Here is a 14072-nt window from a genome sequence, read left to right on the forward strand (position 1 = left end):
ACTTTATCGGCCACGGACCGTCACACCGGTTTGCCGTTGCCAAGGGGTGGCAAGGGTAGGCTTGCGTGATGGTCATCCAGCTCCACGACCCGGCTGACCCGCGCTTGACCGACTTCACCCACCTGCGTGACGTGGAGCTGCGCAAGAGCCTCGAAGCCGAGCATGGCCTGTTCCTGGCCGAAGGCGAGAAGGTCATCCGCCGCGCCCTGCAGACCGGCCACCCCGCGCGGGCCTTCCTGACCACCCCGAAATGGCTCACCCACCTGGCCGACGTGCTCGAGAACCAGGTCGTGTACGTCGTGAGCGACGCCCTCATGGAGCAGGTGACCGGCTTCCCGGTCCACCGGGGCGCGCTGGCCTCCTTCGAACGCCTGCCCCTGCCGACGGTCGCCGCGCTGGCCCGCCGGTCGAGCCGGATCATCGTCCTCGAAGACCTTGTCGACCACGCCAACGTCGGCGCGATCTTCCGGTCGGCGGCGGCGCTCGGCGTCGACGCCGTGGTCCTGTCGCCACGCTGCGCCGACCCCCTCTACCGCCGCGCGATCAAGGTCTCGATGGGCGCCGTCTTCGCCATCCCGTGGGCCCGCATGGACGACTGGCACGGCGGCCTGGCCGCCCTCGACGGCTACGACACCCTCGCCCTCACCCCCGACGCCTCGGCCGTGCCGATCGACGAGGTCGGGCTGGGCGAGAAGGCGGCGCTGCTGCTCGGCTCCGAGGGCGACGGCCTGTCGTCGCGCTGGCTCGGCCAGGCGACCCAGCGGGTCCGCATCCCGATGAGCCCTGCCGCCCTGAAGAACGGCGTCGACTCCCTCAACGTGGTGGCGGCCGCCGCTATCGCCTGTCACTCACTCGTTCGGCCCAGCTCAGCAGGTTCCGCGCCGTCGTGAACCGCCGCAGGTCGCCCGTGTCGCCCAGGATCACCCCCAGATAGGTGCGTCCGTCGCGCCGCGCCGCGAACGCCAGGCAGTAGCCCGCCGCCCGGGTGAACCCCGTCTTCAGCCCGATGACGCCGGGCGTGGTGCCCAGCAGTTTGTTGGTGTTGGTCCAGGTGTGCCCGCCGGCCCGGGCGACCCGGGTGCGCGCGATCTGGGCCAGCACCCGGTCCTTCAGCACCACCCGGGTCAGCTCCAGCTGGTCGCGGGCGGTCGAGTACTGCCCCGGCGCCGGCAGCCCGTCGGCGTTCACGAACCGGGTGTCGTGCAGGCCGAGGTCGCGGGCGGCGGCGTTCATCCGGCCGACGAACCGCCGTTTGCCGGGCCCGTAGACGCGGGCCAGCGCGTTCGAGGCGTCGGCGGCCGAGGGCAGCAGCAGCGCGTAGAGGAGCTGTCGGACGGTCAGCCGCTCCCCGGCCCGCAACCCGGCGTGGGTGGCGCCGCCGGCCCGGGCGTGGTTCACGTCGGCGGCGGTGATCGTCACCAGGTCGTCGAGCTCGGCCCGATCGCGCACGACGTAGGCCGTCATCACCTTCGTCAGGCTGGCGACCGGCACCCGGCGGCCCTCGTGTTTGGCGTACGGGACCGTTCCCGACGTGAGATCCACGACGTAGACCTCCTTGGCGGTCACCCGAGGGTCGGCGTGGGCGGGCGTCGACAGGAAGATTGCCCAGGTGAGGGCGGCACTGAGAAGAACGGCGGCACGCATGCCCGCATGATCGCACGGGTAGGCCCGCATCGGCCGGACGGCATTCGGGGGGAACACATGGCGAGCAGATTCGTCATCAGCAGAGACGCGGCGGGGGCCTACCGGTTCCGGCTCGTCATGGGCAACGGGCAGACCATCGCGGTCAGTGAGGCGTTCACCAGCCGCGCGGCCTGCGTGAACGGTATCGAGTCGGTCCGCCGCACCGCGCCGGAGGCGGTCCTCGACGACTCGGAGCTCTAGCCCGGTTGAGACGCCGCCGTGGTGTCGCGGCTGCGGCGGCGCCGCCGGACGTACACGACCACCGCGACCAGCACCACGACGGCGAGCACGCCCGCGACGACCGGCGAGTCGGCGGCGAGCCCGAGCCAGGCCCAGATGACCGAGTAGAGCCCGAACCACACCAGCGGCGCCCAGGTCAGGCAGCCCAGCGCGCTGGCGACCAGATACCAGCGGTAGTTGACGCGCAGCACCCCGGCCACCCAGGGCAGCGTGTGCCGCAGGCCCGGCACGAAGAAACACCCGTAGACGGCGAGCGCCCCCCACTTGCGGACGACGTTCTCGACCTTGATGATGCGTTCTTGCCCGATCTTGCGCCCGAGCCGCGACTCGTAGACGGCGTCGCCGACCTTGTGCCCCACCCAGTAGTAGACCTGGAAGGCCCCGAAGAGCGCGACCGTGAGGATCGCGCCGACGAGCCAGTAGGGCAGCCCGAACAGGGGGTCACCGAACTCCACCGTGTGCCGCCTCTTCCCGGAATTAGGACAGCCTTACCTTAAGCGACGCATCGTGGACCGCGCCAGGCACCACACGCCCCTGCAAGCGGACGGCAACCACCGCTCAACCACGGCGTTCTACAAAAAGGGTATGAAATCCCGCAGCCTCGCCCCGGTCGTCGCGAGCGGCGGCGGAACCGCGCTGCGGCTCCTCGTCGCCACCCTCGCGGTCGCCGCCGCCTACCTGACCGGAACCGCCGTCACCGACCAGCCGGCCCGCTCCGTGGCCCTGTCGTCGGCCCAGTCCGTGCCCGCCGAGAAGGTGCTCGCCGCCCCGATGCCGGGCGTGCTGGCCGTGGACGAACTCCCCGACTGCGCCTACCGCGTCCGCGGCCTCGCCGAATCGGGCGCCGTCTCCTACACGTGGACCCTCCAGCGCTACAGCCCCTCGGCCGAGGCGTGGCAGGACTACCTGTCGGGCTCGGGCGGCTTCGACGGCGCCGGCCGCACCGTCGACTGGCGCGTGCGCGTCCCCGGCAACCCGGGCCTCTACCGGGCGGTCCTGGACGTGGCGGACAACCAGCTCATCAGCGAGAAGTTCCAGGTCAACTGCTGATTCATCGACCGGGATCTTCCCGGCGAGAGGCAGGGTGGGACAGGTCAGCACCCCTCCGATACCGGGGAGCACACCCATGTCCCACCACCTCGACTCGCCCCTCGCCCGCCAGGACCCGCGCCTGGACGTCTGCGACCTCTACGTCTTCCGCGGCGAACGCGGCACCGTCATCGCGGCCGACCACAGCCACTCCTTCGCCGGCCCCGACGCCCCGAAGGGACTCCACCCGGAGGGCCGCTACGAGCTCAAGATCGACGGCGATGGCGACGCCGTCGAGGACGTGACCTTCCGCTTCACCTTCGGCGAGCGCGACGCCGAGGGCGGCCAGACCTTCCGCCTCCACCACGTGACCCCCGGCGAGGACAAGCTCATCGCCGAGGGCCGCCTGGGCGAGACGACCGAACTCGACTGCGGCGGCCGCGTCTGGATCGGCCAGGCCGGCGACTCGTTCTGGATCGAGCCCGACGTCCTGCACGCCGTCGGCCAGGCCTTCCAGCACGGCACGACCGTCGACCTGACCGGCTGGAACCCCGACAAGGCGGGCAACCTCTTCGCCGGCCACACGGTCTACTCGATCGTCCTGGAACTGCCCGACGACGAGCTGCGCGCCGTCGCCGGCCCCGACGGCCGCATCGGCGTCTGGGCCCAGACCTACCTCGCCACCGACGGCGGCGGCTGGCGCCCGATCAACCGCTGCGGCCTGCCGATGATCCACCCGCTGTTCACCCAGTACGACGAGGACCTCGGCGACCGCCTCAACACCAACGCCCCCGCCGACGACGTCCGTGTCCACGGTGACGTGATCCGCTCGAAGGTGGCCGGCGTCGTCCGCGCCTACGGCACCGCCGCCGACCCGGACGCCTACGCGCGAACGGTCGTGGAGCGCATTCTACCGAACCTGCTGCCGTACCGGATCGGCACCGAGGCCGCCTTCACCTTCGCCGGCTGGAACGGCCGCGCCCTGACCGACAACGCCCCGGACGTGATGTTCTCCTTCGCGGCCAACACCCCGGTGACCCTGGGCATCGGCCGCGAATCGGTCACCCCGAAGCCGAGGGACGGGTTCCCGTACCTGCCGCCGGCCGAACACGACTGACTATGCGCGGTCGAGGGCGATCTCCGCGTCGTCGACCCAGCGCTGCACGCCGACCCGGCGCGCCACCGCCAGGGCCTTCTCGTAGTGGGCGCGGGCGTCCGGGTGGCCGAGTTTCACGGCCAGGTCACCCAGCGTGCGGGCGACCGGCCACAACGCCACCACACCCGTGCCCGCGCCCGCGATGCGGTCGTGGAAGGGGCGCAGGGCGGTGTAGGCCTCGTTCATGCGGTCGGCGTCGTCGAGGCGCAGGCCCGCCAGGGCGCGCCAGGTCATCGCGAGTTCGTAGAGGAAGTCGCCGCGGACCGGTTCTCTGGTCACGGCCACCGCGCGGGCGTCGCGCAGGTGCCCGGCCTCGGCCAGGGCGACCGCGTAGGCGTCGAGGGTCCACTTCGCGCCGCGCGTGTGGGCCTCGCCCAGGGCGTCGGCCATCTCGTCGGCCTTGCCCTGCACCAGGTGGAGGCAGAACGTCGCGATCAGCGGCAGGTCCTGGCGGCCTTCGAGCATGCCCGCGCGGGCGGTCAGGCGGGCCGCGTTGCGGTAGGCCGTCTCGGCGCCCGCGTAGTCGCCCGCGATCATGAGGCGCTGGCCGGCGTACCAGGCGCCGACCGCCGCGGGGGCGGCCAGGCCGTACTGCTGGCCGAGCCGGTCGGCGCGGGCCAGCTGGCGGTCGGCCTCGGCGAAGTCGCCGCGGGCCGCCGCGCATTCGAGCAGCACCAGGTGGGCGAGGGTCTGCACGGAGATCTGGCCCGACTCGGCGCCGACCCGGAGCAACTCGCGGCCGATGTCTTCGCGCTCGTCGACCTGGGCCAGCGTGTAGGACTGCCGCAGGCGGCCGCTGAGCGCCATCGCCAGCAGGTTGGGGTCGCCGCTGGCCCGGGCCAGCTCCTCGGCCTCCAGTGACGCCTGCTCGCCGCGCGGGGTGGCCGAGCCTTCGAGCTCCAGGGCCAGGGTGGCCAGCAGGCTGGCGCGCAGCGAGTGTTCGCTGGGCGGCAGCTCCAGCAGCGCCTTCTCGGTGACGTCGACGATCTCCCACGCCGTGCGGGTGAAGTCGCGGGCGATGCCCTTGTGGGGCACGGCCAGGGCGGCCGCCACCCGGGCGGTCAGTTCGAGGTCGCCCAGCGGGAGCGCGACGTCCATCGCGTCGCGCCGGTGGGCGCGCGCGGCGGTCATGTCGCCCGCGAGGGCCAGCGCGTGGATCGTGCGGACCTGGAGTTCGAGCCGGTCCTTACCTGGACGCCCGCCCGCACGGTCGTAGGCGTTGATCGCGCGTTCCCACTGCGAGGCGGCCTCGCGGTAGGCGTAGCGGCGTTCGGCCTGCTCGCCGGCCAGGCCCGCGTAACGCACCGCCTTGGCGGCCGTGTCGGCGGTGCCGGCCAGGTCGTAGTGGTGGGCCAGGGCCGCGACGTCGCCCGGGGTGCGCGACTCGATGACCGAGGCGACCGCCGCGTGGAGGCGGGAGCGGCGCAGCCGGGAGGCGTCGGAGTAGAGGGTGTCGCGCACCATCTCGTGGTCGAAGCGCAGCCGCCCCGCGCCGGGCTCGGTGACCAGCCCGGCCAGCAGCGCGGCCTCGACCGCGTCGACGACCGAGTCCTCCTCGCCGGAGATGTCGACCAGGACGTCGACGTCGACGTCGCGGCCGATCACGGCGGCCTGCAGCAGGATCTGCTGGGCCTTCTCGGGCAGCCGCGCGATGCGGCGGCGGAGCACGTCGCGTACACCCGACGGCACCTGGGAGATGTCGGCCTCCGCCTCGAAGAGGCGGACCGTCTCCTTCACGTAGAACGGGTTGCCGCCGGTGCGCTCGACGATCGCGGCGACCACGTCGTGGTCGATCTCGCCGCGCACGAAGGTCGCCCGCACGAGCTCGGCCGCCTGCGCCGGGGCCAGCCCGTCGAGCTCGACCCTGACCGGGCCCAAGCGGGCCAGCGCGGCCAGCACGTCTTGCTGCGGGTCGCTGAGCTCGCCCTCGCGGCAGGTCACCACGAGCAGCACCCGGCTGGCGGCCAGCAGGCTCGGCAGCGCGCGCAGCAGCGCGAGGGTCTGGTCGTCGGCCCAGTGGAGGTCTTCGAGGGTGATCAGCAGCGGCGCCTCGCGGGCCACGCCCGACAGGAAACCGCCGACCGCCCGGTGGAGGCGGAAGCCGCCGGAGGCGTCGTCGTCGTTGGGGACCGGCGCGTGGTCGTCGAGCAGGGGAGCGAGCAGCGCGCCGTACTCCCCGGCGCCGCGCCGGGCGATCAGCGCCCGCAGCACCTCGACCCAGGCCCAGCCGGGCGGGGTGGCCGCGCTGTCGGGGCAGCCGCCCCCGGCGATGACCCAGCCCTGCCCTTCGAGACGGCCGGAGAGCTGCCGCAGCAGCGTGGTCTTGCCCGACCCCGGGTCGCCGGTGACCATCGCGATGGCGAGGCGGCCCGACTTGGCGTGGGGCGCGGCGGCCAGCAGGGTGGTCAGCTCGGGCTCGCGGCCGACGAACGGCTCGGGCTCCAGCGGCGGCAGCGGGCTCACTTCGAGCGGGCGCGGCGGCCAGGTCGGGGTGGTCTCGGCCCGGCGCGGCAGCGGGGTCAGGTCGAGCCCCGGGGCCTGCGACAGGATGTCGCTCTCCAGCTTGCGCAGGGCCGGGCCGGGGTCGATGCCGAGTTCGTCGTCGAGGATGGTGCGGGCCCGGCGCAGCGCGGCCAGCGCGTCGCCCTGCCGCCCGCAGCGGTAGAGGCCGAGCGCCAGCAGCCGCCAGCCCTCTTCGCGCAGCGGGTGTTCGGTGGTGAGCGCCTCGAGGTCGGGCACGGTCTCGGCGTGGAGCCCGAGGCGCAGCCCCGCGTCGGCGTGACGCTCGCGCGCCACGAGCCGCAGCTCGCTCAGGCGGGTCACCTCGGCCTCGGCCCAGGGCTGGTCCTGGAAGTCGCTGTAGGGAGTGCCCTGCCACAACCCGAGGGCCGATTCGAGCCGCGCCCTGGCCGTCTGCGGATTGTCGTCGAGCCGCTCGCCGGCGGCCCGCACGGTCGCCTCGAACCGGAGCGCGTCGATCTGCTCGGGCGCGGCCCGCAGGGCGTAGCCGGAGGCGACGGTGACCAGCAGCCGGTTGGGCCCGCCCCGGGGACGGTTGGGCTCCAGCACGCGCCGCAGCCGCGAGATGTACACCTGGAGGCCCGACTGCGCGCCCTTGGCGGCGTCGTCGGACCACAGGTCGAAGAGGAGGGTGTCGACGGGTACGACCTGGCCCCGGGCGACCAGAAGCCGGGCCAGGACGGCCCGCTGGCGGAGGCCGCCGAGATCGAGCTCGTTCTCGCCGTCGTACGCTTCGACCGGACCAAGGACCCGGAAGACCACCGTGCTCATGTCAGCCGCCACGCTATGCGCGCCGCCAAACGGTACACAAGACGTTCACCGGTCATCCTCACTTCGGGGAGAGTGAGGTCAATTGTCGCGCAAGATCATGATGCTTTCTCGCGGGTGACCGGTTCGGATTCCCGTCTCCCGTCGCGTTTGCGAAGAATCGCCCAGCCTCCGAGGGCGAGCCCGCCCCACGGAATCTCGATCGTGTACGTCCAGAAACCGAACAGAATCGCCGCGGCGGTCGCCTGCGCCTCGCCCGCGCCGAACCCGATCAGCGCGAGCGCGGTGCCGGCCTCCATGAACCCCGCGCCGCTGGGCGTGGCCAGCGCGCTCGTCAGCACCCGCGACAGCGCGAACACCGCGATCGACTGGGCGGTGCCGACCCACGAGCCGGTCCCGGCCATGCAGAGCGCCAGGATCAGCCACTGGAAGCCGAGGAAGAACACCATGCCGAACGACATCTTCAGCCAGCCCGACCTGACCACCCCGGCCATGTCGTCGCGCAGCTTGTGGATCGCGCCGGAGGCCCACCGCTCGGCCGGCCGGATCTTCTTCGGCGACAGCGCCACGAGACGGTCGGCGCCGCGCCCGATGACGTGGGCCCCCCGGTCCCAGAACAGCGCCGCCCCGACGATCACGACGAGCGCCAGCAGCGAGGCCGACGCGGCCCACCCGGCCTTGGTGACCGTGGGGGACAGGGCGGTCCCCGACAGCAGCAGGGCCAGGATCCCCACGGCGGGCAGCAGGAACCGGAAGATCATGTTCCACACGCCGCTGACCAGCGTCGAGGCGACGATGGCCCCGACGGGGAAGCCCCAGCCCTTGGTCATCGCCATGGTCAGCGCGACCCCGGCGGCCCCGCCGAAGGGCAGCAGGTTGCTGACCGCGCTCCCGGCGGCGTTCAGGGTGAGGGCCTGGGTGTGCCCGAGCCCGGGCAGCGACCCGGTGAGCACGAAGGTGTAGGCGAGCAGGCTGGCCAGCCACACGACGGTCATCAGCGCGGCCATCTGCCAGGAGACGGCGGCGAACAGGTCGCCGATCTGGCCCCACGACATCGTCGCCCCGGTGAGCGACCCGATGATCGAGGGCAGGTAGACGATCAGCCCCGCGGCCAGCGCCAGCGACGCGACCGACATGGCGACCCGCACCCACCTGTTCATGCGCCCAGTCTGCCGGGCACTGTGACCGCTTCGCTCATCCTCTGGTACGAGATCAGTCGTCGAAGGGATGGGTCATCTTGGTGCCGGGGGGCAGGTCGCGGCGGACGTACCACTCGGTGCCGAAGACGTAGCGGTAAACCGGGGCCGGGATCTTCAGCAGGGCGGCCAGAGTGCGGTCGCCGTCGCCGCCGCTGGCCTGGGTGGCGTGGGCGGCCATCGACTGGCGTTTCACCGACGTCCACTTCCGGACGTTCACCCGGTGGGTGATGTCGGCCGAGGCCGAGTAGGCCGTCTCGAAGGAGCGGATGTCGAGCTGGGGGTAGAACCTCGCGGCCAGCCGCACGCCCTTCAGCAGGGGGTCGCGGTTGACCGTGGCCTCCAGGAGGATCGGCGGGATCGCGGCCAGTTTCGCCGCGCGGGTGCCGACCCGGTAGACCTGCACGTGGTCGGGGTGGCCGTAGCCGCCCGAGGGGTCGTAGATGGTCAGGAGTTCGGCCTTCTCCTCGTCGAGGATCGCGGCCAGGCGGGTGGCGGCCTCTTCGATGTCGGCGTCCATGAAGGCGTCGGCCGGACGGTCTTCGGCGCCGCCGCCGGCCTCCAGGCCCGAGTCGGCGTAGCCCAGGCGCACCACGCGGGCGCAGCCGAGCCGGGCGGCCGAGTCGTAGAGCTCGTTCATGCGGGTTTCGCCGAGTTCGTCGCCGTGGGGGAGTTCGGCCAGGCCGTGCTCGCCCGCCGTGGCCACCACCAGGACCACGCGGTGGCCCTCGGCCGCGAGCATCGCCATGGTCCCGGCCGTCAGCAGCGCCTCGTCGTCGGGATGGGCGTGAAAGAACACCGCTGTCTTCACCCGACACATGATCCCACCCTCCGATCGCGCGTTTGAGCCGGGTCCGGACCTCTGTCAGGCTGATCGGGTGCGCATCCTTCACGTGAGCGACTGCTACCTGCCCCGGCTGGGCGGCATCGAGGTGCAGGTCGCCGACCTGATCAGGAGCCAGCGCGACGCCGGGCACGACGTCGAGGTGGTCACCGCCACGCCGGGGGAGCCGCTGCCGGGCGTCCACCGGACCACCGCGCGCATGCCGTTCGACCTGCCGGTCCACCCGCGCGGCACCGGCCATCTGATCCGGATCATGACGCAGCGCGAGCCCGACGTCGTCCACGTCCACACGGGCGCGGTGTCGCCGTTCGCGTGGATGGGGGTGCTGGCCGCCCACCGGGTGGGGCTGCCCACGGTCGTGACCGTGCACAGCATGTGGGATCCGGTGACCGCCAACCTCTACCGCGTGCTGAACGCCGCGAACTGGAGCGAGTGGGGGATCGTCGGCACGGCCGTCTCCGAGGCGGCCGCCCGGCACATCCGGCGGGTGGCGGGGCCGCAGACCCCCGTCCACGTCGTGTCGAACGGGCTCGACCTGTCGGGCTGGCGGCCCGAGGGGCCGGCCCGGGTGCCCACCGACGAGGTCCACGTGGTGGCCGTGGGGCGGCTGGCGCCGCGCAAGCAGCCCGTACGCCTCCTGAAGCTCCTGGAGGCCGCCAAGGCCAGAACGCGCAGGGGAGTCACCCTGCGGGCCACGATCGTGGGCGACGGGCCCGCACGGGGCCAGATGGAGCGCCATCTGAAATCAAAGCGGATCGACTGGGTCGAGATGCCGGGAAGGTACACCCGGGACCAGATCAGGGGGCTGCTGGCGGAGGCCGACGTCTTCGTCGCCCCGGCGCCCCGGGAGTCGTTCGGTCTGGCCGCGCTGGAGGCGCGCGCGGCGGGGGTGCCGGTGGTGGCACGGTCGCAGAGCGGTGTGGCCGATTTCGTGAGCCCGGGCAAGGAGGGCCTGCTGGGGCGCACCTTCGACGAGCTGGCCGGTGCGGTGGCCCGGCTCGCGGGGGACCCTGCGCTACGAGGGGCGATCGCCGAGCACAATCGGTCGACGTCGCCGGTCAGATGCTCGTGGCCGGTGGTCCTGGAGGGCTTCGAGCGGTGTTATGAACGGGCCGCCGACGCTTCGTCGGGCCGGCGGTGAGACAAGGGCCGGGTCAAAAAGGGAGGACCCGCCCCGACGGAGTGCGTAGGTCGATGGGCAGCGGCTGCCGGGGCGGACGGGGGCGCTGGACGATCTGGACCCTTTTCACAAGAGGCTCTCCTCTCTCGTATTGGTCTCAGCCTTCCCAGTAATACGTAATGATCACGCCAACCGGGTCACTTCGACCTTTACTTCTTGTCTTCCCGCAGGTGGTCCTTGGTAAATACCTTTCAAAGGGGGTACGTCAGCGTAGTCTCTCCCGCGCGCTACCACTACATGTGTTTCGCCTACTTTTGAGCGATTTGTCGGGTCGAGCGCGTTCCACTCGCCCGACCAGTACTCCACCCACGCGTGCGACTGCCCCGCGACCGGCTCGCCGACGACCGCGTCGGCCGCCGGATGGATGTAGCCGGAGACGTACCGGGCCGGCAGCCCGGCCGCCCGCATCAGCGCCACCGTCAGGTGCGCCATGTCCTGGCAGACGCCTTTGCCCTGGTCCCAGGCCTCCTGCGCGCTGGTGAGCACCCCGGTCGCGCCGGGCACGTACTCGACCCGTTCGTGCACCGCCCAGGCGATGGCCTCGGCGGCCTCGTGCGGGTCGCGGCCGTGGACTTGGGCCAGGCCGACCTCGCCGCAGGTGATCGTGGTCCGCTCGGTCGGGCGCAGCAGCTCGGCGACCGGCCCCGCCACGTTCCGCAGCAGATCCCAGCTCAGCGGCCTGGCCAGCGGCCGGACCGGTGAGGTGTCGACCCGCGCCTCCGCCTCGATCGCGAGCGTGCGGTGGCCGCCCGTCACGTCGAAGACGCTGACGTGGGTGCCCCAGTAGTCGCGGTAGGTCCAGACCGGCGTGGTCGGCCGGACGACCAGGCTCCAGTCGAGCGTCGCCTGCCGGTGGTCGTCGACCGGGGTCATCCGGACCTCGTTGTACGACGACGCCGCCTCGCCCTCGTACTCCACGAACGTCGAGTGGCGGATCCTCACACGCCAGCCGGTTTCCACACCGCACCTCCCAGCGCCTGCACGCCCAGCTCCCAGCGCAGCGTCGAGGCGTGCTGGAAGAACCGTTCCGTCAACCCCTCCGAGGCGATCACGCAGGCCGCCTGGAGGGCGATCAGCAGCTCGGGCAGCTGCTCTTCGAGGCCCGCCGTGTCGGCGTACTCGAGCGCCATCCTGACCCGCCCGACGGCCGCCCGCGCCGGGTCGCTCATGCCCGCCCTGCCCTGGTTGGGGCTGAGTTCGGCCAGGCACTGCTCGGCCGTGGTGAGGGCGTGCATGACCGAGCGGGGGAAGAGCCGGTCGAGCAGCAGGAACTCCAGCACCCGCTTCGCGTCCCCCCGGTGGGTGCGGGTGAACGACTCGTCGGCCCCGCACGCCTCCAGCAGCGCCTTCCACCCGATCGACTCCGAGGGCGGCGCGAACTCGCTGGGCAGCACCTCGCCGTGCACCGCCAGCAGGCGGGCGGTCATGTCGACCCGCTCCAGGCTGCGGCCGAGCACGATGAACAACCAGCCGTCGTCGCGGCTCATGGTCGCGTCGGTCAGACCCGAGAACAGGGCGGCGCGCTCGCGGACGTACCGGAGATAGCCGTGCGGGCCGAGCCGTTCGGCCCCGATCTGGCGGATCGGCAACTCGTTCCAGGTGACGTTGAGGCACTCCCAGACCTCGCTGGAGATGATCTCCCGCACCCCGCGCGCGTTCTCGCGGGCCGCCCTGACGCACCCGGCGATCGAGCTGGGCGTGGCCGAGTCGTAGGCCAGGCGCTGGATCATCGTCTCGGTCGTCGGGTTGTCGCCGCCCTCGTGGCCGAGGATGGCCAGCACGGTCGACCAGTCCTCGTCGTCGCCGAGGGTGCGGTGCAGGGAGACGTCGAGCAGGCGGGCGATGTCGTCGGAGCGTTCGACGTACCGGCCGATCCAGTAGAGGGTCTCGGCGATGCGGCTCAGGAGTTCTCTCACTGGTCGGTCTCCCCGTCCCAGGCCGCGTTGCGGCTCGGTTGCCAATGGGCGGGCGGCAGGTGGCCGCCGGTGACGACGTGCGGGATGCGCGGGCCCGGCTCCGAGAGCACCCAGGTGTCCTTGGAGCCGCCGCCCTGGCTGGAGTTGACGACGAGTTCGCCCTCCGGCAGCGCGACCCGGGTGAGCCCGCCCGGCAGCAGCCAGACGTCGTCGCCGTCGTTGACCGCGAACGGCCGCAGGTCGATGTGCCGGGGCCGGGGCAGGTCGCCGATCAGCGCCGGGGAGGTCGACAGGGCCACCGGCCGCTGGGCGATCCACCCCCGCGGATCTTTCTGTACGTTCTCTTTCAGCGTCCCCAGCGTCTCCTCGGCGGCCCGGGGGCCGATGACGATGCCCTTGCCCCCGGCTCCGTCGACGGGCTTGAGCACCAGGTCGCCCAGGTTGCCGAGCACCCATTCGAGGGTGTCGGCGTCCTCCAGCCGGTAGGTCTCCACGTTGGAGATCAACGGCGTCTCACCGAGGTAGTACTTCATCAGGTCCGGCACGTACGTGTAGAGCAGCTTGTCGTCGGCCACCCCGTTGCCGACCGCGTTGGCGATGGCGACCGTGCCGGCGCGGGCGGCGTTCAGCAGCCCCGGGCAGCCGAGGGTCGAGTCGGGCCGGAAGTGCAGCGGGTCGAGGTAGTCGTCGTCGACCCGCCGGTAGATCACGTGCACCGGCCGCTTGCCGTGCGTGGTGACCATGTAGACGCGGTTGTTCTCGCAGACCAGGTCACGGCCCTCGACCAGCTCCACGCCCATCAGCCGGGCGAGCAGGGCGTGCTCGAAGTAGGCGGCGTTGTAGACCCCGGGCGTGAGCACGACGACCGTCGGGTCGTTGATCGCCGCCGGGGCGGCCCGCCGGAGGGCGGCCAGGAGCCGGGCCGGGTACTCGTCCACGGCCCGCACCCGCTGCTCGGTGAACAGCGCCGGGAGCGTGCGCATCATCGCCAGCCGGTTCTCCAGGACGTAGCTCACGCCGCTCGGGGTGCGGACGTTGTCCTCCAGCACCCGGAAGGCGCCGACCTCGTCGCGGATGATGTCGACCCCCGCGATGTGCACGCGCACCCCGTTGGCGGGCCTGATCCCGTCGGCCATCCGGTGGAAGTGGGGGGAGCTGTGCAGCAGCCCCCACGGGACGACCCCGTCGTGGAAGATCTGGCGGCCGCCGTACACGTCGGCGAGGAAGGCCTCCAGCGTGCGCACCCGCTGCCGGACCGCGCGGGAGATCAGGTCCCACTCGGCGGCGTCGATGACCCGCGGGATCAGGTCGAGGGGGAAGGGGCGCTCCTCGCCCGCGTAGTCGAACGTCACCCCCCGGTCGGTGAACACCCGGGCCAGCTGGTCGGCCCGGAACCGGAGCTCGTCGGCCCCGAGGGGTTGCAGGGCCGCGAACAGCCCCTGATACGGCGGCCGGGGCGTGCCCGGCCGCTCGAACATCTCGTCCCATGCGTCGGCCAGGGCATATGAGTCGAATATGTCCGCCATGTCCGGAGCGTAGG

The 14072-nt window shown here is 72.2% G+C and carries 13 protein-coding genes; 5 read left to right on the forward strand and 8 right to left on the reverse strand.

The genetic code is table 11. The annotated features are described in order from the left end of the window. The first annotated feature begins 68 nt into the window (after positions 1-68). Positions 69-890, forward strand: coding sequence for a TrmH family RNA methyltransferase (locus tag AW271_RS32100; RefSeq protein ID WP_062341357.1), 822 nt, complete (start codon positions 69-71; stop codon positions 888-890). Here AW271_RS32100 and AW271_RS32105 read toward each other — a convergent pair. Beyond that, the gene (locus tag AW271_RS32105) at positions 835-1644 is read right to left on the reverse strand and encodes a D-alanyl-D-alanine carboxypeptidase family protein (RefSeq protein ID WP_169806427.1); all 810 of its coding nucleotides are present in this window, start codon (positions 1642-1644) and stop codon (positions 835-837) included. The two genes, AW271_RS32100 and AW271_RS32105, sit on opposite strands and share 56 nt — an antisense overlap. Before the next feature lie 57 nt (positions 1645-1701). On the opposite strand from AW271_RS32105, the gene AW271_RS32110 reads away from it, so the two are divergent. Next, positions 1702-1884: a YegP family protein gene (locus tag AW271_RS32110; RefSeq protein WP_062341358.1), complete on the forward strand. Its 183-nt coding sequence runs from the start codon at positions 1702-1704 to the stop codon at positions 1882-1884. Here AW271_RS32110 and AW271_RS32115 read toward each other — a convergent pair. Beyond that, positions 1881-2378 carry a DedA family protein gene (locus AW271_RS32115; protein WP_062341359.1) on the reverse strand — a complete coding sequence of 166 codons (498 nt, stop codon included), beginning with the start codon at positions 2376-2378 and terminating at the stop codon, positions 1881-1883. The genes AW271_RS32110 and AW271_RS32115 overlap by 4 nt on opposite strands. 130 nt (positions 2379-2508) lie before the next feature. Between AW271_RS32115 and AW271_RS32120 the strand changes: the two genes are divergently transcribed. Together AW271_RS32120 and AW271_RS32125 are read left to right on the forward strand one after the other, a co-directional pair. Continuing rightward, entirely contained in the window at positions 2509-2973 is a 465-nt protein-coding gene (locus tag AW271_RS32120) for a hypothetical protein (protein WP_062341360.1), read from the forward strand. A gap of 76 nt (positions 2974-3049) precedes the next feature. After that, positions 3050-4069, forward strand: coding sequence for a DUF4331 family protein (locus tag AW271_RS32125; protein ID WP_062341361.1), 1020 nt, complete (start codon positions 3050-3052; stop codon positions 4067-4069). Here AW271_RS32125 and AW271_RS32130 read toward each other — a convergent pair whose 3' ends face one another. The 3 genes from AW271_RS32130 to AW271_RS32140 all read right to left on the reverse strand — a co-directional run bounded on the left by AW271_RS32130 (position 4070) and on the right by AW271_RS32140 (position 9412). Continuing rightward, positions 4070-7399, reverse strand: coding sequence for an ATP-binding protein (locus AW271_RS32130; RefSeq protein ID WP_062341391.1), 3330 nt, complete (start codon positions 7397-7399; stop codon positions 4070-4072). Positions 7400-7494: 95 nt separating this feature from the next. Beyond that, positions 7495-8556 (reverse strand): lysylphosphatidylglycerol synthase domain-containing protein, encoded by a 1062-nt coding sequence (locus AW271_RS32135; protein WP_062341362.1) that lies wholly within the window; start codon positions 8554-8556, stop codon positions 7495-7497. A gap of 52 nt (positions 8557-8608) precedes the next feature. Beyond that, the gene (locus AW271_RS32140) at positions 8609-9412 is read right to left on the reverse strand and encodes a PIG-L family deacetylase (RefSeq protein ID WP_062341363.1); all 804 of its coding nucleotides are present in this window, start codon (positions 9410-9412) and stop codon (positions 8609-8611) included. Between the two features lie 58 nt (positions 9413-9470). Here AW271_RS32140 and AW271_RS32145 point away from each other — a divergent pair, with 58 nt between their 5' ends. After that, on the forward strand, positions 9471-10577 hold the full coding sequence (locus AW271_RS32145; protein ID WP_062341364.1) for a glycosyltransferase family 4 protein: 1107 nt from the start codon (positions 9471-9473) through the stop codon (positions 10575-10577). Between the two features lie 162 nt (positions 10578-10739). Here the strand turns inward: AW271_RS32145 and AW271_RS32150 are convergent, their stop codons facing one another. Genes AW271_RS32150 through AW271_RS32160 form a run of 3 tightly spaced genes read right to left on the reverse strand, consistent with a single transcriptional unit; the run spans position 10740 to position 14058 of the window. Further along, entirely contained in the window at positions 10740-11558 is an 819-nt protein-coding gene (locus AW271_RS32150; protein ID WP_245653308.1) for a transglutaminase family protein, read from the reverse strand. Next, a complete protein-coding gene (locus tag AW271_RS32155; protein ID WP_062341366.1) occupies positions 11555-12532 on the reverse strand; it encodes an alpha-E domain-containing protein in 978 nt (325 codons plus the stop codon). The genes AW271_RS32150 and AW271_RS32155 overlap by 4 nt, the downstream gene beginning before the upstream one ends. Beyond that, positions 12529-14058 (reverse strand): circularly permuted type 2 ATP-grasp protein, encoded by a 1530-nt coding sequence (locus tag AW271_RS32160; RefSeq protein WP_083977545.1) that lies wholly within the window; start codon positions 14056-14058, stop codon positions 12529-12531. The genes AW271_RS32155 and AW271_RS32160 overlap by 4 nt, the downstream gene beginning before the upstream one ends. Between the last annotated feature and the right edge of the window lie 14 nt (positions 14059-14072).

Source organism: Herbidospora sakaeratensis (assembly GCF_001570525.1).
GTDB classification, from domain to species: domain Bacteria; phylum Actinomycetota; class Actinomycetes; order Streptosporangiales; family Streptosporangiaceae; genus Herbidospora; species Herbidospora sakaeratensis.